Annotated in this window: 15 protein-coding genes; 12 read left to right on the forward strand and 3 right to left on the reverse strand. The window is 68.5% G+C overall.

Going from position 1 to position 20,834, the window contains the following annotated elements; all coding sequences use genetic code 11:
• Positions 1–145: 145 nt before the first annotated feature.
• Both U8525_RS27485 and U8525_RS27490 read left to right on the forward strand, forming a co-directional pair.
• The gene (locus U8525_RS27485) at positions 146–406 is read left to right on the forward strand and encodes a hypothetical protein (protein ID WP_374269588.1); all 261 of its coding nucleotides are present in this window, start codon (positions 146–148) and stop codon (positions 404–406) included.
• 254 nt (positions 407–660) lie between these two features.
• Positions 661–1,197, forward strand: coding sequence for a hypothetical protein (locus U8525_RS27490; RefSeq protein WP_374269589.1), 537 nt, complete (start codon positions 661–663; stop codon positions 1,195–1,197).
• A 15-nt stretch (positions 1,198–1,212) separates the two neighbouring features.
• Here the strand turns inward: U8525_RS27490 and U8525_RS27495 are convergent, their stop codons facing one another.
• The 3 genes from U8525_RS27495 to U8525_RS27505 all read right to left on the reverse strand — a co-directional run bounded on the left by U8525_RS27495 (position 1,213) and on the right by U8525_RS27505 (position 5,141).
• Positions 1,213–2,292, reverse strand: a complete 1,080-nt coding sequence (locus tag U8525_RS27495; RefSeq protein WP_374269590.1) for a hypothetical protein — start codon at positions 2,290–2,292, stop codon at positions 1,213–1,215.
• A gap of 929 nt (positions 2,293–3,221) precedes the next feature.
• Positions 3,222–4,436, reverse strand: coding sequence for a hypothetical protein (locus U8525_RS27500; RefSeq protein WP_374269592.1), 1,215 nt, complete (start codon positions 4,434–4,436; stop codon positions 3,222–3,224).
• Between the two features lie 219 nt (positions 4,437–4,655).
• A complete protein-coding gene (locus U8525_RS27505; protein WP_374269594.1) occupies positions 4,656–5,141 on the reverse strand; it encodes a hypothetical protein in 486 nt (161 codons plus the stop codon).
• 106 nt (positions 5,142–5,247) lie between these two features.
• Between U8525_RS27505 and U8525_RS27510 the strand changes: the two genes are divergently transcribed.
• The 10 genes from U8525_RS27510 (at position 5,248) to U8525_RS27555 (ending at position 20,834) form a co-directional block, all read left to right on the forward strand.
• Positions 5,248–5,586, forward strand: a complete 339-nt coding sequence (locus U8525_RS27510; protein ID WP_374269596.1) for a helix-turn-helix domain-containing protein — start codon at positions 5,248–5,250, stop codon at positions 5,584–5,586.
• 180 nt (positions 5,587–5,766) lie between these two features.
• Positions 5,767–5,973, forward strand: coding sequence for a helix-turn-helix domain-containing protein (locus U8525_RS27515; protein ID WP_374269597.1), 207 nt, complete (start codon positions 5,767–5,769; stop codon positions 5,971–5,973).
• A gap of 629 nt (positions 5,974–6,602) precedes the next feature.
• Entirely contained in the window at positions 6,603–8,315 is a 1,713-nt protein-coding gene (locus U8525_RS27520; protein WP_374269599.1) for a sigma-54-dependent transcriptional regulator, read from the forward strand.
• A gap of 173 nt (positions 8,316–8,488) precedes the next feature.
• Positions 8,489–9,334 carry a VWA domain-containing protein gene (locus tag U8525_RS27525; protein ID WP_374269601.1) on the forward strand — a complete coding sequence of 282 codons (846 nt, stop codon included), beginning with the start codon at positions 8,489–8,491 and terminating at the stop codon, positions 9,332–9,334.
• A 10-nt stretch (positions 9,335–9,344) separates the two neighbouring features.
• The gene (locus U8525_RS27530) at positions 9,345–9,956 is read left to right on the forward strand and encodes a hypothetical protein (RefSeq protein ID WP_374269603.1); all 612 of its coding nucleotides are present in this window, start codon (positions 9,345–9,347) and stop codon (positions 9,954–9,956) included.
• On the forward strand, positions 9,953–10,684 hold the full coding sequence (locus tag U8525_RS27535; RefSeq protein WP_374269605.1) for a PP2C family serine/threonine-protein phosphatase: 732 nt from the start codon (positions 9,953–9,955) through the stop codon (positions 10,682–10,684). Before U8525_RS27530 ends, U8525_RS27535 begins: the two co-directional genes overlap by 4 nt.
• Entirely contained in the window at positions 10,677–12,155 is a 1,479-nt protein-coding gene (locus U8525_RS27540; protein WP_374269606.1) for a serine/threonine protein kinase, read from the forward strand. The genes U8525_RS27535 and U8525_RS27540 overlap by 8 nt, the downstream gene beginning before the upstream one ends.
• Complete coding sequence (locus U8525_RS27545) at positions 12,152–15,643, forward strand: DEAD/DEAH box helicase (protein WP_374269608.1); 3,492 nt, start codon at positions 12,152–12,154, stop codon at positions 15,641–15,643. Before U8525_RS27540 ends, U8525_RS27545 begins: the two co-directional genes overlap by 4 nt.
• The gene (locus U8525_RS27550) at positions 15,636–17,771 is read left to right on the forward strand and encodes a hypothetical protein (RefSeq protein ID WP_374269610.1); all 2,136 of its coding nucleotides are present in this window, start codon (positions 15,636–15,638) and stop codon (positions 17,769–17,771) included. The genes U8525_RS27545 and U8525_RS27550 overlap by 8 nt, the downstream gene beginning before the upstream one ends.
• A gap of 3 nt (positions 17,772–17,774) precedes the next feature.
• The gene (locus tag U8525_RS27555) at positions 17,775–20,834 is read left to right on the forward strand and encodes a chromosome partitioning protein ParA (protein WP_374269612.1); all 3,060 of its coding nucleotides are present in this window, start codon (positions 17,775–17,777) and stop codon (positions 20,832–20,834) included.

Raw genomic sequence — 20,834 nt, forward strand, 5'->3', positions numbered from 1 at the left:
CGCTGCGCTTCCTGGCGGAACTGCTCCAACTCCTTCTCCAACTCCACGGACCACCTCCTGGCGTGTGGCACACGGAGGTCTCACGCGCGGCTCGGCACGTCACGACGGGGCACGGCGAGGTCTTACGGACAAGTCACCCCGGGAGGTGCGCCGACTCGCCCGCGTGGGCGGTGCTCGTCAGCAGGTGTGCGACCTCTACGAGAGCGGCCATGTTACCCTGAAGCAGGCCGAGGCCCTGGCGACTGGGCGCCTGAAACTGCTCAACCTGAAGAAGACGAACAGTGACCAGCGGCTGCTCGATGCTCTCCGCTACGTCCTGAAGGCCATCAGTACCGAACGGCCCCAGGCAGCAACCCGCAGGCAAGCCCTGAAGCTCATTGGTGAGATCGAGGAGGCACTCTCGTGAGGGCGCCCGGTGTTCGCTTCGAGCCTGCAACCGCGAACCGCAAGCTGGCGCCCGTCGGTCTCACGCCCGACACGGGAGGTGTTCGGCCCCGACCCATGCCGCTTGGGCCCTTCTGTGCGACGACTGCGGTGAGTATGGCCAGTTCCTGTCCGAGTAGCTGCCCATGGTTGCCCACCCCTGGGTACCCCGGGAGCTGCTACGCCAGCAGCGGGTTCACATCGCACGTCGCTCGGGCACTGGACCGAGAGGCTGAGATGATGGACCCCGTGGAGGTCATCCGCGCCGAGGCCCAGTTGATCAAGGACAGCTTCCGCGGGGGGCCGGTGCCCCAGGATGGCCCTGCCGGCCGAGGAAGGGCACTGAGACTCCACACCATCGGTGACGTCGAAGGCCGTTCTGGCGCCGAGGCTCTGTCTGATGCTGCCCAGGACTGGATCGAGCGCCAGGGATCGCGGCCGTTCTCGTACACACACCGATGGGCCGAGGTTCATCGCCGACACTGGGGACCCATCTCCGTGCTGGCCAGCATCGAGGACCCTGCCGATCTGAAACATGTGGCTCGCCAGGGCTACGCCCCGGCCCTCGTCGTCGAGAGCTTTGCGTCGGAGCACGCCTTCAAGCTCAAGGGCTGGAAGTTCATACCCTGCCCCTACGAGGCCCACCCCACCGCGCCACCCTGCACAAGCTGCCGGTTATGCTACGACGCGGAGCGCCTGCTCGCCTCGAATATTGGGATCGCTTTCGCACTGCATGGGCCTAGGCGACGGAAGGCCACGGGTGGCCCACCGTGAGCGCGTGCGAGGTCATCAGGCCGGCAGCCGCTTGAATCGGGCCATGAACTCCGCCCGGTCTTTGGGCACCTGCACTTCCCTCTGCTGCGACGCCTGCGCTTTCTCGCTCTTGCGCCGGAGGATCTCTGGGAGCCCGAACTCCTCGAACAGGTGGCGTGACAAAGAGTGGGGCTCGGCGCTGGGGTGGGCAACGGCCATCGCCTGAATCTGCGCCTGCTCGATGCCCGCGGCGAACCTTCTGGCCAATGACCGGCCGAGGTCAGGCATCCCCTCAGACGGGGCTCTGGGAACAAGCCCCTCCTCGACCAGGCGCTCTCGGAAGTCTTCTTCCAGCAGCGCTTGGAACGTCATGCCGGGCTGAACCATAGTTTTCAGCGTCAGTGAAGGCCCCTCCTCGGCCTCGGCAAGGGTCTTGATGCCAGTGATGTTCGTCCACAGCTCCGAAAGACGCTCGATCAGGCCTTGGAGCCCGTAGCCTCGGGCTCGCGATCTCGCGGCGGTAGACACCCACTTAGGCAAATGCTGGAGGCTGCGCCTCGCGTTCGAGCGGTCGATCAGAAGAACCTTCGCCAGGAACCGCTGAGATAGGAACGGCTGGGGGTCCTCGCGCGGGTTCCAGAGCGCAGCGAGGAGCAGCAGCACGCGGGCATGGCGGTGGTTCTCGAGCTCCAAGCCAGCATGGACCTGAAGCCACACCCAGGGTATGCGCGCGTACTGCGAGCCGTCGTACTTCGTCCAGAAGCCAGTCGCATCGACGGCGCCATCCTCAAGCCTGACGATGCCGAGGTTCAGCGACACGACCTTCGAGATCGACGAGCTGACTGCCGGGGCGCGCAGTCCAAGGTCGGCGGCGAGAACAGATGGCTCCGGCCGCCAGACCGGACTCTCCTTCGTGGCGCGGCCCAGCATGGCCGTCAGCACCAGGAACTGCCTGTCGGTGAGGACGTGCTGGTCCTCCAGGAGGAAGGGCCGCGGAATCGCAATCCATCCCTCGGCCTGTAGGTGTTGGGGGAGCATCGAAAAGAAATCGGACTGGGCGTCGTCCTTCTTGGGGCTGCGGCAGGATGGGGTGGGGGGGGCGCGAAAGTCGGTCATGCCAACCTATAACGAATCGCTTCCAGGCCCTTTCCGGGCCACACGTGGGCAGCGCGCGCCGGACTACGACCCTTCAAGGCGATGCTCGACGGGTTCGTCACCACCAACGCGCAGAGCGTGGCGCGTTGTCATCAACGCCCCCGACTACCTGACTAGAAGACCAGCCCACCAACCGACCAAGCCGACAAGAAGACATGAAAACCGAAGTGTAGGTGACTCTGTGTAATTGAGATGCGTTCGCCGCCTGGATGCCCTCGGGGCCGAGCGGCCGTCACCTCATCAGTTGGTTCAGCCTTGCGACCTCGAACTTCGCCCTGAAAGCAGGTCGCCGCCAGCCGAGCTTCATCCTGCCGGCGGAAGACGGTTCTGCGGAGGCAAGCCGGCGGCAATCTTCATGGTGATGCTGAAGATCAACGACCAGCTCCGTGCTGAGACTGTGGCTGCGTACCTGAGTGGAACCGTCACGCAGAAGGAGTGCTGCGCCATTTTCGAGGTGCAGACTGGCCACCGGCTATCCGTTAGGACTTTGAGGTCATGGGTCGCCCGATTCGGTGCATCTGGTCGTGTCGATGCGCGGATCCAGGATCTACTCGCTGATGCACTTGACCAAGTACGAGCCCTGGCGGCTTGCCTCCAGGCGGTGCTGGACCGCCTTGATGGCGAGGCTGCCGCTCCAATGCCGGCTCGACACGTAGAATCCAGCGACGAGCCCCTGCCGCCGGCAGCCTCATCGGCAGGTCCCGCGACCGCCAGCGCCGCTTCGGTCGAGTCTCGATGGGCGGCTGCCGCTACACTGCCACCCGGCACTCAGGTGGTCGCTGACGCCGATGAACGGACCTCGATCAAGAGCTTCTGGGACTGATGCGCTTGCTCGTTGCCCATCACCACAGGCAGAAGCCCTTGGCGGATGGGCGGCGCCGGTGAGTCAGCTATTCCGAGGCGGCGATGCTCTCGGCAGCCAGCGGCAACAGCCGCTGGAGAGCCGCTGCCCATCCAGCGAGATGCTCGGCCACGGACTCGATGCGAGGGACCTTGTCGCCGATTCGGACCTGCCACTTGGTGCCAGCGCCCCAGGGCGATTCGTGGGCGCTGCCGTGCCATGCGCTAGCGAGCGCCTTGTTGTACTCGCGGGCAAAGCCGTCACCGAGCACGAACCCCGATTCACTGGTCCACACCTGCCCATCACGCTGGATGATGCCAAGGTTGGCGATCTTGCCGTTTGGTGCCGCCCACTTGAGGTTCAGGGCCCGCCGGTACTCCGGGTAGACCCCCAGCGGCGATAGGGCATCCAGGAACGCCTTCAGCCGCTCGGGAAGGGCAGGGTGGCGGTCCCGCATGGCCTCGAAGAACTCCTCGGTGCTGATACTGCCGGGCACGGACTTAGGAGTAGAGGCCGCGGCGGCGCTGGGAGCACCCGCCGTAACCGTAACGCCGTTGCCCTCGATGCGGACGACGCCCCGTTCGATGAGCTGCGTCCGAACCAGGGTACGGGGCACGACCAGTCGCTGGCCGGTCCCGGGCAGGTCGAAGATCGACAGCTCGACAAGGGCAAACGTGAACCGGAAGCCGCCGTGCGACTGGAGCGACTCCATGAGCCGCTCCGTCTCGGAGCGGATGCCGTCACCAACGATGAGAACCACAATTCGACCGGAACGTAGGTTCCCGTTCACGGCATCCACGAACTCCTGTTCCGGCAGTCGGTCTGGCTCCGGGATCAGGGCCCAGAGGCTAGACGGCTTCGGACGTCCGCCGAACTCTCCGCGAAGGGCGGCAGCCTCGAAGTCCGAGTAGCGCATCTCGAAGATACAGCTCGCGTAGTCCAGGGCCTGTGCGACAACCCTCCGTCGGGATTCAGGGTTCCGCCAGAGCTTCGCCTCGACGATGACGATGTTTCCGTCCGGGGTAATGAAGAGGTTGTCCACGGGGCCGTGCTTCGTTGGGAACTCCCGGCACACCGGCACCAGCGTCTCGAACGCCGGCTCGATCTGCTCTAATGGGAGAACCTCCGGGTGCTCGAACAGGAGTTCCTGGAGGAAGGACTCGTCGATGCCGCCGTTGTCGGCCTTGGTGCCAAGCTCGACCTTGGTGAGCGCCACTGCGCCCTCTTTGGTGACGAGCACTGGTGTTCCATCGCGCTGACTCACTAGATCCTCCAGTCCATTGAGAGCACGTCCACGAGTACGACCAGCCCCAGGAGGGCCTCCACGCCGCCCCGGCGATGCGGGTGGTGTGCATACGCTGCCCCAGCGCAGGGGAATCGGCAAGGCGGGCATGCCCCGGGGCACATGGAGTCCGTTCCCTGAGGTTCGGCCTTTGGAGCACCCGCCGTGCCTCAGGCAGTGTTGGCATCGCCCTGCCTCCCATCAGTGGGAATCAGAGCTGGGGGGCTTGGGGGCCTGCTCTTCGGAACCGTTCGGCGATTCGGGGGGCGCCTCCTTCCGACCCCTCTTCTTGGGTTCCTTCGGTGCCCTCGGAGCCTCCTCCTGTGGATGTGGAGTCCCCGCCACCACGGGCAAGCGGGGGGTGTTCCAGGAGAACAGGACGATGTCCTCGGGGAAATCGCTGCTTGTCGCTGGAGCCTCCACGCTGTTGTGAGGGGCCCTGAGGTGGGCCGGGTCCTCCTCGTTGCGGACCACGCGTCGAAGCTGCCCGATGCGCTCAATCACGAGGGCCAACATGGACATGATGCAGGCGGGGGCAGCCCGCTCCAGCTCTTCATCTGGAAGTCCATGCTGGGCCTGGAGGTTCGCTAGAATCTGGGCCCCCCGAGTCGCGCTGGCCAGAGTGTTCAGCTCCAGGTCCAGGCTCAGTGCCAGAGGCGAGGAGAGGCTTCCGTTCTCTTCGGTCATGTCGGCCGTCCTTTCGTGGGTCAAGACCTGCTGGGAGTGTAGCTCATGAGCTACATCCTGCCATCCCGACCACGTGCGGCCAAGTAGTTCATGAGCTGTGTAGTTCATGAACGACCCTCAGTATGTCCGGCCTGTGCCTACAGCAGGGGATGCGCCCACCAAGCGCGGTCGTTCGGAGGTCTGGACCCGAGGTCCGACAGCCCGTGCCATCAAGCGAGAGTTGCGCCGACTAGGGGTACGGCTCCGGGAGCTGCGGTTGGAGCGGGGGCTCACTCAGGAGCAGGCCGCCGAAGCCATCGGTGTCCACCCGAAGCACATCATCAAGATGGAGCAGGGGGCCGCAAATGTCACGGTGGCCACGCTGGTAGCCGTGTCCGTGGCTTTCAAGGTGCCACTCCGGGATCTGTTTCCTGATCCTGATGAGGAGGACACCAGCAACAAGTGACGTGATGGGGCTACCGCCATCCAAGAAGCATGTAGCTCATGAACTGTGTAGCTCAAGAGCAACCTTGGATAAGCCCGTAGCGTGCCCACAGGGAAGCCCCCCGTTAAGCGTGGTCGTTCGGAGGTCTGGACGCGAGGTCCGACATCTCGTGCCATCAAGCGGGAGCTACAGCGTCTCGGGGTGCGGCTCCGGGAGCTGCGGTTGGAGCGGGGGTTCACGCAGGAGCAGGCCGCCGAGGCCATCGGCGTTCACCCGAAGCACATCATCAAGATGGAGCAAGGGGCAGCAAACGTTACAGTGGCCACCTTGGTGGCCGCGTCCGTAGCCTTCAAGGTGGCACTCCGCGACCTCTTCCAGGAGATCGAGGAAGAGGATAGCGGTAAGTGACGAATTGGGCTCTTGGCCCAACATTTAGATCGCCTGCTGCACGAAGCCTCGCTTGGGTCATCCCGGGGGCTGGAGGGGCGTGACGTTGGCAATGGAGAGCTGAGGAGTTGCTGGATTGGGGCCCACCTACTACCGCCAGCGGCGGGGCTGCGAGCTTCATCCTTGCGTGGTCCGCCTGGTGGGTTTTTCGTGCGGACCCCATGTGACCTGCCAGGCGAGATTGGTCCAAATCAGCCAGGACTAGGCGGGAGCGAAGGTGGGCGCTGCCGTAGGGGAACCGGGGTAACAGTTCGACTGCACTCAGCTTTTCCCCTCATCGGAGACACTTCGTAACCCGGTTGGCCAAGCGGTGGTCTGCTTGAGAGGCCGGCGTGTGCCGGAGGTCGTCGTGGCGGGTCTTTGCTGACCGCGCGCTCCGTCCGCCATGCTCTAGATGCCCCTGGAAAATCATGACAAAGTTTAGAACGGGAGGTGGGGGACCTGATGCCGACGATGGGCAAGGTGCGACGTGTTCTAACGGTCAGATTGGGGTTCGTGATCAACGGAGCGGCGGTTTACCCGACGCCCCCGGAGAGGAAACGGCTGCTGCTCCGGGACCGGAGGCCCTGCTTCCGCGCACGAGCCGCCCCGTGACCAGCGCGTCTCCGGTGCTGGTCTCGTGGGTCGCCGTCAACAACGACCCCTATGAGCGCAATACAAAGACCGGCGAGTTCCTCCAGGAGGGCGGCCAGCCGGTCCCGGGTCCCACGCTGACCTGTCTGTTCGACGCGGACTCCCCCTTTTCCGGTCGGATCAGGGACGTCGTCCTGCTGCATCGCACGGGGGACGGACAGGACGATGCGCGAGAGCGACGTGCCATCTCGGAGTTGGTTGGCGTGCTCGAGCAGCGCGACGCGAGCCTTCGCGTCCATCACGAGCCCTGGAAGAGCGCCGACCCCACCGACCATCGGGGTATCTTCGAGTTCCTGCGCGAGCGACTCCCGGCCATCCGGAGGCAGTTCGCAGGGAGCGAGCTCGTGCTTCACATCAGCCCCGGCACGCCGTCAATGCAGACGGTCTGGGTGCTGATGGCCGAGACGGGCTTCGTCGAGCCGCCGTTCCAGATGGTGAAGTCGTACCGCCGCAGCGAGCGGCTCGGCCGGCTGCCGGTGGTCCCGGTCGAGCTCGGCATCGACACCTTCTACAAGGTCTATCGCTCGTCGCATCCGAGCCAGGTCGCCTCCGAGGAGCAGGTTGTCTCGCTGGACCCGGGGAAGTTCCGGACCGAGCGCATGCGGAGATTGTTCGACGAGGCCCGACGGTTCGCGCAGGTCAAGGTCCCCGTCCTCATCCTGGGCGAGCGCGGCACGGGCAAGTCGACCGTGGCAAGCTGGATGCGGCTGCACAGCCCGTACAGGAAGCAGCAGCTCGACGCCCACTGGCCGGCCGTCGCGTGTGGCCAGTATAACCCCGAGACGATGCGCTCGGAGCTCTTCGGCTACCGGCGCGGTGCGTTCACGGGGGCCACCTCCGACAAGGACGGGCTCCTCGCTGCGGCGCACGGGGACACGCTCTTCCTCGACGAGATCGGTGACATCAGCCGCGATCTCCAGCGCTTGCTTATCAAGGCCGTCGAGGAGAAGCGCTTCTTCCGACTCGGAGATGACAGGCCCATCGAGAGCGACTTCCGCCTGCTCTCCGCCACGAACCTGCGGAACGACGAGCTTGAGCGGCGGCTCGACCCCGACTTCCTCGACCGCGTGAACGCGCTCACCCTTCGCCTGCCTGCGCTGCGGGAGATCCGCGACGAGCTCGGCTGGCTCTGGGAGTCCACCTTTCACGAGGCCGCGGCGCGCGCAGGCGTGGGCCGGCGCCAAGTGCAGTTCGCCGAGACGCACCACCAGCACGTCGTCGCGCGCCTGCGCCAGCATCCACTGCCGGGCAACATGCGCGACCTCTTCCGGGTCGCCTACCGGATTGTGGCCGCGCGCGGGGATGCGTACGCCCCCCTGTCACCGACAGATGCCGTCGAGTACGGCCTGGGTGCGCTCTCGGCCGACAGTGCCCCCTCCGGTGAGACGTCGCGGGCAATCGCCCGTGCCTTTGCCGACATGCTTCCCCTGGACGGCGTGATTGCGCTCACCGGAACCATCTCCACCAGGTCCCTCGAGCGGGACATGCGCAGCTACGTGGCGCAGGAGTTGCGGCGGATTGCGAAGGAGCGCTCCTTGACGGTCGAAGACCTCTGCGACGTCACTGAGCGCTCTCTCCGCACCTGGGCAAGCGGCGGCAACGAGCTTCCGCGCAGCGGAAGCCCGGATCCGGAAGCCTTGAGCGCACGTCCACCTCGGGGTCGTTCATGAGGGCCGGGGCAGAAGCATCGGCCCGAATTTCAGGCGGTTGGCGTCCAGGGGGCGCTCGCGCCGCCGGCTGGCACGCCCTTCGCTTTGTCCGTCTCCCGTGAAGGCGAGCAACGCCAGCGCTCGCCACGTGGCACTGGGGGGCTGCCGGCCGCGGGCCCCGAGGAAGGAAACCCATGGCTCTGAAGCGATTCGACCCCTCCAAGTTCACCGCCAACACGGCCAAGCCGTTGCCGGTCATGCTGCTCCTGGACGTAAGCGCGAGCATGGGCGAGGTGCTCGACGGCACCTACGCGCGGACGGGAAGGACCGTCTACGAGGACGGCCAGAAGTGGGAGCTCGTCAAGGGCGGCCGCACGCGGATCGACGTCCTGAATGAGGCTGTGCGCGAGATGCTCGCCTCGTTCGCGCGTGAGGAGCAGCTTGAGCACGAGTTCCTCGTGTCTGTGATCACCTTCGGCGGCTCCGCCCTGGTGCACCTGCCCCCGACGAAGGCGTCCAAGGTGGAGTGGAAGCCGCTCACGGTGGCCGGCGAGACGCCCCTCGGTGAGGCCATCGCGCTGGCCAAGAAGCTCATTGAGGACAAGGAGACCACGCCCTCGCGGGCCTTCCGGCCGGTCGTCATCCTGGTCTCGGATGGCAGGCCAGACGCCGGCTGGGAGGCGCCCCTGGAGGCCTTCGTTGCGTCCGGCCGCTCGATGAAGTGTGACCGGATCGCACTCTCAATCGCGGAGGGCACCGACGAGCAGGTGCTGAGGCGTTTCATTGCCGGCACGCCGAACCCCCTGTTCCGTGCGACCGACGCGGGCCAGATCCTCGAGACATTCCGGCGCGTGACGATGTCGGTGACGCTCCGCAGCAAGTCCAAGGACCCCAACCAAGCCCCTGCAATCGAGAGCGTGGTGGCGGCGTCGCCGCCAGCGCAGACGCAGCCACCGGCGCAGGCACCGGCGCAGGCGCAGCCGCCCCCGCCGGCGGCACCTCCGCGCCCCGTAGGCGACCCCGATGACGGCTACTGGTGAGGGCGCTCCGATGGTCGACGAGCGTAGGACCATCGTCGTAGCCGACACCTCGGGCAGCATGTCCGAGCACGGCAAGCTCATGCTCGTGCGCAACCTTCTCACCCACGTCCGCCAGTGGGCGCGGGAGGCGGATGGAGCACTCGCCGCGCGGGCACCGTTCCTCGTCCGCTGGAGCACCGAGGCCGTGGTCTTGGAGGTGCCCGCGCACGAGGACCTCCCCATGCTGCGGGCGGACGGGCGGGTGGCGGTGGAACCGTTGCTGGCGCTGCTGGACTCGCTCACCAGTGATGGAGGGCCAGTGGCGCTCCTCCTCCTGTCGGATGGGCACCTGGCGGCCGCGGACGTCAGTGCGTTCCGCGCCTGGCTGCGCCGTCATCCGAACGTCTCGGTGCGTGCGATCGCCGTAGGACCGGACGCCGTGACCACGACGCTCGCGCGCCTGTCGAGCGCGGTTGACGTCGGCGAGCGGCGTTCGTCTGAGACGGCGGTCGCGGGCAGCCGGGGATGGTTTCCTCCAGAGGAGATCCTCTGTGCGCTCGAGGCCTGGCCGCTGTCCGGGCCGGCTCCGCTGCCGGAGCGGGTCGCCGAGGTCGTCGGTGAGGGGCAGGGTACGCGCACATGAGGAGCGCGCGGTGGTCGGGGTGGGGCGTCAGCGTGACCGGCCCCTCGCATCTGCGCCTGGGCGAGCCGAACCAGGACGCCTGGGCCATGCGGCGCTTCCGCACAGGCGTGGTGGCGACCATCTCCGACGGGCTGGGGAGCTGTCGGCACGCGGACCTCGGCGCTCGTGCTGCCTGTAGCGCGGTGATGGAGGCTGCCCGCCTCCACCTCCGCCTGGGGGCTCCGTCCCTGTGCTCCATGCCAATGCTTGTGCAGCAGCTCTGGCCGCTGATGCTCTTGGGGCATGCTCCCGGGGACTGCTCGGCGACGTGCACGTTCGTCGTCGCCCGGCAGGGTGGGGGAGCGTTCCTCGCGCAGCTCGGTGACGGGCTCCTCGCGGCGTGCCGCACTGATGGCACGGTCGATCTCCTGATGCCCGACAAGAGCGACTCCTTCGCCAACCTGACTGTCGGGCTCGCCTCCAGCAGTGATGCGGCCCCCTGGCGAACGGTCAGCGTTCCGGACGACCGCTACTGCGCCTTCGTCCTCTGCACGGATGGAGTCGCCGACGACCTGGAGCCGGATGCGGTCCGTGGCTTCGCCTGGAGCATCGTCTCGCACTACCGGCAACTGCCAGGGGCCCAGCGCCGCCGCGAAGTGCGCCGCTGGCTGCAGGACTGGCCCGTGCCCGGACACACCGATGACAAGACCCTCGCCTGCGTCTACCGGGAAGGAGACCTCCATGAGTAGCCAGAGCTCGCGCTTCGTCGACGAGTACTTCAATGTGCACGAGCGCGGCACGGAGCTCGGTCGCGGCGGCCAGGGCATCGTGTTCCGCACGAAGGACCCCGGTGTCGCGGTGAAGCTCGCGCTCGACGGTGAGGGCCGTCCGGTGACGCACGCTGGCTACGCCGAGAAGCTGCGGCGGGTCCGCGCGCTTCCGGTGCCGCCCGGGCTCAACCTCGCGGCGCCCATGGCAGTGCTCCAAGGGACGGCCGGCTACGCGATGCGGCTGTTGACCGACATGGTCCCCTTCGCCTCCTTCTGGCCGGACCCGAGCGGCCGCACGCCCGAGCGGCTCGCGGGTCTGCCACCCTGGTTGGCGTCGATGCCGGAAGAGCTTGCCTTCAGCCTCGTCTGGTACCGCGACTCCGGCGGGCTCCAGCGGCGGCTGCTGGCCTTCTACAAGTGCGCGTCGATCCTCTCGCGGCTCCACGGCGCGGGGCTCGTCTACGGGGACGTTTCGCCGGCCAACGCGTTCATCTCGCAGGACCGGTGCTCGCGTGAGGTCTGGCTCATCGACGCCGACAACCTCCGGTACGAGACGCCACGCCCGGGTGGAGGGGTGTACACGCCGCGGTTCGGTGCACCGGAGCTGGTGCAGGGGCTCGACGGTGGGCGCCAGCGCACGGACTGCCATGCCTTTGCGGTCATGGCGTTCTCGGGCCTCACGCTCCTGCACCCGTTCATCGGCCGCCACGTCGAGGCCGGTGGCGACGCCGACTGGGCCGACGACGACGCCAGCGCGACCGACCTGGACGAGCGCGCCTACGCCGGTCACCTCCCGTGGATCCTCGACGCGCAGGACGACCGCAACCACAAGGACAATGGCCTCATCGCGCTGGTGCTGACCGATGGCCTGTTGGCGCTGTTCCAGGCGACATTCGGCCCGGGCCGCACGAAGCCCTGGATGCGTCCGACCATGGCGCGCTGGGCCCGGGAGTTCGCGCGCGCGGCCGATCAGGCCGTGCTCTGCGGGGGCTGCGACATGAGCCACCTCTTCGACTTCGACGACGGCGCCCAGGCCTGTCCGTTCTGCGAGGCGCCCCGTCCTTCGACGTTGGTGGCGACGGCGCACGACTGGCTCGGCGAGCCTCCCCAGCACAGGGCACCCGCGTGGCGCCTCGCGCGGAGCCTGCGGCCCACGGAGTCCACCCTCGTGCTGCCCCACCGGCTGTTCTACCCCTTCTCCGTCGTCGACGGTGACCGGGACCTCCTGGAGCTGCGCTGGGAGCGCGACGAGCTGCGCCTGACGTGCCGCGACGTGGGGCGCAGCCACCGCCTCGCGGTGGCGGTCGAGCTCGAGGGGAGCGACGCGTTCGTGGAGTTCGAGGGCACGGCCGCCATCCCCCTGCCTCTGCCGGAGAGCGGGTTCTGGCTTCGTGTGGGTGGCCTCTATCCGAGGGTGGTCCACTGCACCCTCCAGGGAGGCCACCCATGAAGCCTCGCGACGTACTCACCCCAATGACCCTGTCGCTCTGGCTGACTCCCGAGCCGGGCGGACCGGAGCTGCAACCGGGCGGGGCAGAGCTGCGGTTCGGCGATGCGCCAGGCGTCTACTTCATCACGCAGGGCAAGCACCTCGTTGCCGCCACCCTGAGGGCCTCGCGACAGGGCCAGGCGCTCGACGCGCAACTCGGGAGCGGCCGCGCCCGACTGACCTCCATCGATCAGGTGTCCAAGGACGGCACCGCGGTGCAGCTGACCGTCCGCTTCTTCAACGGCCAGCTCGTCGAGATGGGTGACGTCGAGGTCGGCATCGACGACCGGGTGCACGCATCGGCGAGGAGGCTCCTCAGGACGGGGGACGCGAGCGTTGGCGCGGTGGGCCGGTTCCTGGCGGAGCTCTGCGTCCTCGAGCCCGAGCCGGGAAGCGACGTGGGCTTCTTCCTGATGACGACAGGCCCGGCGGCCGACAGCGAGTTCGAGACGGCGCGGGGCACCGGTGACGCGGAGGCCCCACCAGTCGTCGTCTCCGGCGCCGAGCGTGCCTTCTGCATCCACGGCAAGGGGCTCCGGATCGCGGTGGCGCGCAAGCGTGTGAGCCCCGATGAGACGAAGTACCTCGCGATCCGTCTCAACGGCGCGCTGGGAGGCGACCCCGACGGGGCGGTGCGCCTGGCGCGGGGGCGGCTGAGCTTCACGGACTTCACCCGGACGGGAGCGGTGCAGGCGCTGGCGGCCGGCACGATGGCCCGCCTCATGGAGGGACAGAACGGCTACCTGAAGAAGTGGGACGAGTACGGCGAGGTCGAGGGGGACCTGCTTCTTGCTCGCGCGCGCAAGGTGGGCGCGCTGAGGTGGACGGCCGCCGATCACCTTTCGCGCGGTGCGCCCGGGGTGAAGCTGTTCCTCGCCGAGCCCCTGCCGGAGCTCCTCGGCGTCGACGACACGCTGGAGATCGTTGACAAGATGCCGGTGCACCTCGAGCGGCCGGAAATGACGTGGAAGGATTACCTCCAGCAGGTCGAGAAGGAGTCCGAGGCGCAGAGCCTCCGGCAGGAGCTCAGGGACGCGGGCGGTTCACGGCCCCAGGAGGACGACGCGTTAACGCTCGTCGCCGACGTGCTGGAGGTCTCGGAGCAGAGCCTCGTCCTCGACCTCCCGGTGCCCCCCAACCGCGAAGGCCTCTTCCTGGTGCTCTCGCTGAGCGGCGAGCGCACGCAGATCGAGCGTCGCATGGAAGCGCGCCGCCGTGTGCTGGAGGGCCGCAGCGCCAACCCGATGCTCGGGCTCCTCATCGAGGAGGGCGGGAAGCCTCCCGTGCCGTCGCGCCCACAGAAGATCAAGCCCCTCACTGCCTTCGTGAAGCGGAAGGTCTTCCCGCGGCGGCCACCGACGCCCAGGCAGGAGGAGGCCGTCTCGATCGCGCTCAACACGCCCGACATCGCGCTCATCCAGGGCCCGCCCGGCACGGGGAAGACGACCGTGATCGCGGCCATCGTCGAGCGCCTGAACGAGCTCGCGGACAAGGGGGAGGGGATCCAGGGAGAGGTCCTGCTCTCCGCTTTCCAGCACGACGCCATCGAGAACATGATGGCGCGGCTGGCCGTGAACTCCCTGCCGGTGCCGAAGTTCGGCAGGCGCTCCGGAGAGTCCGGGCCCGACGACCGCAACGCCGAGCAGACGCGTCGCTGGTGCGGCGAGCTCGCGGCGAGGCTGCGCGCGCAGAACCCCGGCCTCGGGGCCCCCGAGCAGCTGCTCGACGCGAAACGACGCTGCCACGAGTACGTGCTTGCCCCCTCGCTGGACAACGCCGTCGCGACGATCCGCGCGTTCCTGCAGGTTCCGGAGGGCCACCTCCCGCAGGAGCTCGTCGAGCGCGCCCGGGTGCTCGAGGGACGGCTGCGCCAGGAGCGCGAGGGCAACCATGAGCAGGGGGAGCCGGAGCTGCTGCGCGGCGTGTGGAGCCTGCGCACGAGCGCCGAGGCCCTCCAGGACGACGGACCGGCCATGGCCCAGAGCCTCCTGGACAGGTGTGGAGACCAGCTCCTGCCAGGGGAGCGGAAGCTGCTGGAGCAGGTCGCGGCCTGGCGCTCCGAGGAGCCTCCGCCCTTCCTGCACGAGCTGCGGGGCCTGAAGGCCACCCTGCTGGAGCGCTTCCGTCCGCGGGCGACCTTCCGGCTCGATAAGCCCCGCGTGGACGTCCTGGAGTTCGTGGAGGAGGCCGCCCGTGCGCTTGAGACCGGGAGTGGCGCCAGCAGACGAGACCGTATCCTCGCGGAGTTCCTGCTGGAGCTCGAGAGCCACCCCGCGGCGGTGCATCGTGCGGTCGAGGAGTACGGCTTCGTCTTCGCGGCGACCTGCCAGCAGTCCAAGGGCCGGGCCATCACGCGCAGGAAGCGCAAGATGGCCGAGGGCAAGGGGCTGGTGGACTACGACACGGTCATCATCGACGAGGCCGCGCGGTCCAGCCCGAGAGATTTGCTCATCCCCATGGCGCAGGCCCGCCGTCGGATCATCCTCGTCGGCGACCACCGCCAGCTGCCGCACATGATCAACGAGGAGATCGCGCGGACCCTCGAGGCACGTGGCGGCGGGAGCGGAGAGCGCGCGGCGAGCCAGGAGGACTCGTACGTCCGGCGCAGCATGTTCCAGTACCTGCTCTCGCGTCTGAAGCAGCTGCAGGCGAGGGATGGCTTCCAGCGCTGGGTGACACTCGATCAGCAGTTCCGCATGCACCCGCTCCTGGGCAACTTCGTCAGCGACCACTTCTACCGGGTCCACGATGCGCGAGAGGCGTTCGCCTCGCCGCTGCCCGCGGACGGGTTCGCCCACGACCTGCCGGGCATCGGGCCCGTCCCGGCCGTCTGGATCGACGTCCCGGCGCGCCACGGAGAGGAGACCCGCAGCGGGACGAGCTGGAAGCGGAGCGCGGAGGCTCGCGAGATCAGGAGGCGGCTGAAGGCCTGGATTGATTCCCCGACGGGCCGCCGCCTCACCTACGGCGTCATCTCGTTCTACAAGCCCCAGGTCAACGAGGTGTTCGAGGCGCTGTCGGGCGCTGACCTCACCCTGCGCGACGGCCCGAGCGGTCAGTGGAGGGTCGCGGACTCCTACACCCTTCGGCCGCCGGAGGAAGGGTTGCCGACGGAGGAGCGGCTGCGCATCGGCACCGTCGACTCCTTCCAGGGCATGGAGTTCGACGTGGTGTTCCTCTCCATGGTGCGCTCGCGCAGAAAGCTGCCCGGCGTGCCGGCGGACCTCGCGGAGCTGGCGAGGCTGGAGCGCTCGGTCTACGGCCACCTGACGTCGCCCAACCGCCTGTGCGTCAGCATGAGCCGGCAGAAGCGGCTGCTGGTCGTGGTGGGCGACAAGGCGGTGGTCGAGCACGACCTGGCGCGGCAGGCCGTCCCAGGCCTCGTCGGCTTCCTCGAGCTCTGCAAGGCCCACGGGGCCGTGCTGAGCGGTGGAGGCGCGGATGAGTGAGAGACCGCAGGACCGCCGTCCCCGCGTCCTGGACTACTCGCGGCCCGTCGACGACGTCCGGGCTGTCCAGAACCTCGGCTGGCAGTGCCACGCCTTCCGGGTGACGACCCCCGTCCGGCCTCCGGCACACCTCAACCTCTTCGAGGAGCTGGTCCTGCGCCTGCTCGACGACGCGCGCATGGACGAGCGGCGGCTCGCGGAGGTCACGACCCTGGACCCCTCGCTGCTGAGGCTCGTCTTCAGCCGGCTGCGAGATCAGGAGTTCATCACGGAGCAGAACGAGCTGGCCGACGGCGGCCGCGGCTACCTGGCGCAGCGGGAAATGGAGGAGCCCCGGTACGAGGTCCGGACCGTCTTTCGCGAGTGCATCTCCGGCGCGCTGCTCCCGGTCATGCTCGCGGGCTCACTCGGCTACGAGGAACTGGCTGACTGGAGCCATACGCATGCACGGATCCGTCAGGGGGAGCGGACGGAGTTCCTGCGCCTGCTGCGCCCTCCGCGCGGCGAGACGCTGCTGCCGCCGACCCCAGCCGATGTCCTGCGCGTCGCGAAGCGCCACGCCGAGCTGGGGCGCCAATACGCCGTCCTGCGCAGTGATGCCGCCTCTGCCGCGCCAGAGCTCACCCACGTCCGCCAGCTGAGCGTGGACCCGGAGCCGGAGCTCGTCTTCCTGCGCTGCCGCGTCGTCATCCCCGCCGCGAGCGACGACTACCGGATCTGCGACCCCTTCGGGCTCGGCTTCTCCGACACGCTGTTTCGCGCCTACGAGTCCCTGCGGAGCGACTCGCAGGAGGAGCAGGAGTTCATCCGCGATCTGCGCAAGAAGTCGCTCACCGTCCGCGCGCGTCCCCCGAAGGGTGGTGAGCGGGAGCACGAGGCGGAGAAGGTGGTCCTGGAGCGGCTGGGGGACGCGGTGTCGCGCTTCCGAGAGCTCTTTTCGAAGCTGCGTCAGGCCGAGCGGGAGATCCTCGACAGCGGCCAGCCGCCGCGCAACTCCGATGAGGAGGCCCACTTCCGCTACGCCGCGCAGCAGGCGGCGCAGTCGCTCGCCCAGGCGCTTGAGCTGGCCCTGGTCCACGTCGTCTCTGGCGCGCGTGCCCCTGCCTGCGAGACCCTGCTCGCAAGCCAGGCCCAGCTGTCTCGGGACAACGCGGCACTGCTGGTCCGCCTTGCCCAGCGCCTGGGGTTCCAGACCGAGGACACTGGAAGCCTGCTGCACGTGGCGCCGGGGCGGATCCGGGGCCTGCGTCAGGGCGACGTCGACCTGCAAGCCCTACTGGCCGTGGCGCTCGCCGCGGCGGACGAGAGCCCCGAGCACCCGCTGCGCGCGCTGGCCGCACATTTCCCCCAGTGGCTCGTGTTCTTGCGCGCGCTGAAGCACATGCGGGATGCGGGAGCCCATGGCATGGCGCGGAAAGACGGCCGCATGCAGCTCGCCGCTCTTCGTGAGGGCACGTATCTGTCGCTCGAGGGGCTGCTCCCGGGGCTCGGGCGCCGTTCGGCCGGGCCCGGGCCGGTGCACAGCGAGCAGAGCATGGACACGGCCCACGACGACCGTCGTCAGGCTCTGACGAGGCTCGAGGAGGTCTTCGGAGTCCAGTGGTACACGCGGGTGCGGACCGACACGGCCGAGCTCTTCATCCAGGCCGAGCTCTTCGCGAAGTCGCTCCGAGCCGAGGCCGAGCCGCACGACGTCTCCCGCTTCGTCAATGACCTGTCCTCGCTCGTTCAGGCGCTGGTCCACCGGTGCGTCCCCGCGGCCAGTGAGGCCCCTGTGTCCGTCGAACGGCCCAACGACGTGGCGCAGCGGCACGCGATCGAGGCGGGCCTGCTGCGCGCCGGCGAGGTGCTCCCGGAGACGCTCAGCAGGGTGCAACAACGGCGCATCGAGGAGGCCATGCAGGGGCTCAGCCCGAGCCTGGGCGCCAACGTCGTCGCGCTTCTCGTGCGCTCGCGCCTGGAGTGGCTGCAGCGCCTGGCGAAGGCCTCGCCAGAGTTCCTGAAGCAGACGTCGCGCCTGCTCGAGCTGCGAGGGCATGGCAACCGGCCGGTCCTGATGTCGGGGGCACAGGCCGTACTTTGGAAGGACGCGGTATTCCAGCTGTGTGGCGCGCTCATGGAGGCGTAGACGATGGCGCTGTTCGCGACGATGTCCGAGGACGAGATCCGCAAGCGGGAGGCGCAGCTGGATGAGCGCCAGCATGAGCTCGAGCGCCGACACGCCGAGCTCGCGCGGCGGGACGAAGGGGTGAAGCAGGACGAGGAGCGCATCCGCACGCTGCAGTCTGTCCTGGACAGGGACCGGGCCACGTTCCAGGACGACGTCGTGGCCAAGCAGCGCGAGCTCGCGGAGGCCGAGCAGGCACTGGCGCTGCGAGAGGCGCAGGCGCGTGCCGGCTTCGTCGAGCAGCAGCGCGCCGCGTTCCGTGAGGTCTTCGAGGCGCGCACCCGGGAGCTCGACGCACGGGAGGCAGCGCTCGACGCCGAGGAGGCCCGGCAGGTGCGCGCCCTGGAGGGCCGGCGGGCCACGGTCGCCGAGCAGGAGGAGGCCCTGGCGCGCCGGGAAAGCGAGGCGCGCGAGCGCCACCGGCTGCTGGAGCAGCGCGCAGCGGCGCTGGCGGTACGCGAGACGCAGGTCGCGCAGGCGGAGGCCGAGCGCGATTCGGGCTTCGCCGAGCGGCGCAGGGCCTTCGAGCAGGAGCTCCAAGCCCAGGGCGCTGTGCACGAGGCGCGTGCCGAGGCGCTCCGTGCGCGCGAGGCGCAGGTGGCGCTGGCCGAGCAGGCGCGTGACGCCGGATTCACGGAGGCCCGCCGGCGGGTGGACCTCGAGCTGCACGAGCGCCGTCAGCAGGCGGAGCAGGCCCTCGCGCAGCTGCACGAGCAGCGGGTCACCGCGATGCAGCAGGAGCTGGCCGAGCAGCGGCGCCGCAGGACCGAGGCGCTGGAGCACGAGCTGGACGCGCAGCGCGCCCGTGCCGATGCGCGCCTGGTGAGCGAGCGCACGGCCTTCGAGGCGGCGCGTGACCAGACGCTGGCCTCGCTCGGCGAGGCCGAGGCACGCGCGGGCAAGCGGGTCGCGGAGCTGGCCGCGAAAGAGCGGGAGCTCGGCCAGCGTCAGCAGCTTCTCGACGCACGCGAGGGCGAGCTGGAGACGCGGCGCAAGAAGCTCGACGAAGAGGTGCGCCAGCTCGTGGCGCACCGCCAGCGGGCGCTGGACGCGGCGGAGACCGCGCTCGAGGAGCGCAGAGAACAGCTTGAGGAGGAGGTCGAGAAGGCCGTCGCCACGCGCCGGGGCTCTTTCGAGCAACGGGAGGCGACGCTCAAGGCCGACCTCAGCCGTGTGCAGGGACAACTCCAGAGCGCGGATCGGCTGATCGGCCAATTCGAGAGCCTCAAGCGGCAGCTCGGCGGGCGCGATGCCGAGCTCGTCCTCGCGGACCTCAAGGCGTACCAGGAGCAGCTGAGCACGCTTCGGGAGGAGCTGGCGCAGCAGCCTCTGGCGATGCGCGAGGAGTTCGAGCGAATCCGCCTGGAGCGGGACCGGCTGCAGGCCCTCTCCGGCCAGCAGAGCCAGGATCTCGAGGACCTCAAGGCGCGGATGCGGGGCGAGGATGCGCTGCGCCGCGAGTTGCTGGACGCGCAGAGCCAGACCCAGTGGCTGACCACCCAGAAGGACTCCCTCCAGGGACGGTGCGACCAGCTCGTGGAGGACAACAAGCGGCTGCGCGCCGCCTACAACCGCGAGGAGGACCGGGCGGCACGCATCCGGGACATCGAGACGGTCGACCTCACGGAGCTGGCGCGGCGCCCTCCCGAACAACCGGTGAACGAGAAGGAGTGGCTTGAGGGGATCGACGCGCGGTGCAAGGAGTATGGGCTCCACTTCAACCCGCGCATCCTCAAGGCCTTCCACACCTCGCTGAAGACGGCCGAGTGGGCGCCCCTCACCGTGCTTGCCGGCGTGAGCGGCACGGGCAAGTCCGAGCTGCCCAGGCTCTATGCACACTTCGGCGGGCTCACCTTCATGAGCCTGCCCGTGCAGCCGAACTGGGACAGCCAGGAGGCGATGCTCGGGTTCTTCAACTCCATCGACAACCGCTTCGACGCCCAGCCGGTGCTGCAGCTGCTGGCGCGCAGCCAGAAGCCGTGGGACGAGACCAACCACGGGCTGCGGGACTCGCTGGTGCTCATCCTACTCGACGAGATGAACCTCGCGCACGCGGAGCTGTACTTCGCCGAGTTCCTGAGCAAGCTTGAGTCCCGCCGCGGGACGAAGGGGGACCCGCCGAAGCTCGAGGTGAAGCTGGGCTCCGGCATGGAGCGCTACAACCTGCCCCTGGGGCGGAACGTGCTGTGGACCGGTACGATGAACCAGGACGAGACGACCAAGTCGCTGTCGGACAAGGTCCTCGACCGCTCGATAGTCATCCACTTTCCGCGACCGGTGCGGCTCGAGCGCCGGCTCGAACTCAAGCCGCTGCCCGCTCCGGCGCCGCTCCTGCATCGCAAGACGTGGGAGTCGTGGTGGTCGCGCAGCAGCGGGTTCACCGACGAGCAGATCGCTCCCTTCAAGCGGATGATCGAGGACATCAACGACGCCATGTCCACGGTCGGCCGGGCTCTGGGCCACCGCGTGTGGCAGTCCGTCGAGTACTACATGGCGAACTACCCTGACACGCGGGAGGCACAGCGGACAGGTGATGCACAGGCCCTCCGCCTTGCCATGCGGACTGCCTTCGAGGATCAGCTCGCCCAGAAGGTGATGCCCAAGCTGCGTGGCATCGAGACGCGCGGGCGTAGCAAGACTGGGTGCCTTGACAAGATCCGCACGCTGCTGATCAACGAGGCCTACGGCATCGTCCAGGACTTCAACACCTCCCTCGAGTCCGGCTACGGGCAGTTCATCTGGCAGACGGCGAGCTTCCTCCAGGAGGCTCCACCAGAGGTCGCCGGGCGCACTGGGGCGACGGCCGGCGATTCAGTCGAGGCGTCAGTTGCCGCCGCTCCTGTTTCGGTCCCTGCCCAGTCCACAGCGGCTCCGAGGGCACAGGAACTCGGCGCGAAGCCTGCTGAGGACCACCCGCCCGAGAAGTTCCTGCCGGGCAAGCCGGACCGGGTGGAGAAGTGGCGCCAGTTGAACCCTGACAAGCGGCAGAAGTACCTGCGCGCCCAGAACGGAACGCCCCAGTGA

Source organism: Corallococcus sp. RDP092CA (genome assembly GCF_041903675.1).
Classification (GTDB): domain Bacteria; phylum Myxococcota; class Myxococcia; order Myxococcales; family Myxococcaceae; genus Corallococcus.

Bases quoted from the DNA above. Each gene is read 5' to 3' on its own strand.
- U8525_RS27490 (WP_374269589.1), top strand. From the start codon at position 661: ATGATGGACCCCGTGGAGGTCATCCGCGCCGAGGCCCAGTTGATCAAG.
- U8525_RS27495 (WP_374269590.1), bottom strand. From the start codon at position 2,292: ATGACCGACTTTCGCGCCCCCCCCACCCCATCCTGCCGCAGCCCCAAG.
- U8525_RS27505 (WP_374269594.1), bottom strand. From the start codon at position 5,141: ATGACCGAAGAGAACGGAAGCCTCTCCTCGCCTCTGGCACTGAGCCTG.
- U8525_RS27510 (WP_374269596.1), top strand. From the start codon at position 5,248: ATGAACGACCCTCAGTATGTCCGGCCTGTGCCTACAGCAGGGGATGCG.
- U8525_RS27525 (WP_374269601.1), top strand. From the start codon at position 8,489: ATGGCTCTGAAGCGATTCGACCCCTCCAAGTTCACCGCCAACACGGCC.
- U8525_RS27530 (WP_374269603.1), top strand. From the start codon at position 9,345: ATGGTCGACGAGCGTAGGACCATCGTCGTAGCCGACACCTCGGGCAGC.
- U8525_RS27535 (WP_374269605.1), top strand. From the start codon at position 9,953: ATGAGGAGCGCGCGGTGGTCGGGGTGGGGCGTCAGCGTGACCGGCCCC.
- U8525_RS27540 (WP_374269606.1), top strand. From the start codon at position 10,677: ATGAGTAGCCAGAGCTCGCGCTTCGTCGACGAGTACTTCAATGTGCAC.
- U8525_RS27545 (WP_374269608.1), top strand. From the start codon at position 12,152: ATGAAGCCTCGCGACGTACTCACCCCAATGACCCTGTCGCTCTGGCTG.
- U8525_RS27550 (WP_374269610.1), top strand. From the start codon at position 15,636: ATGAGTGAGAGACCGCAGGACCGCCGTCCCCGCGTCCTGGACTACTCG.
- U8525_RS27555 (WP_374269612.1), top strand. From the start codon at position 17,775: ATGGCGCTGTTCGCGACGATGTCCGAGGACGAGATCCGCAAGCGGGAG.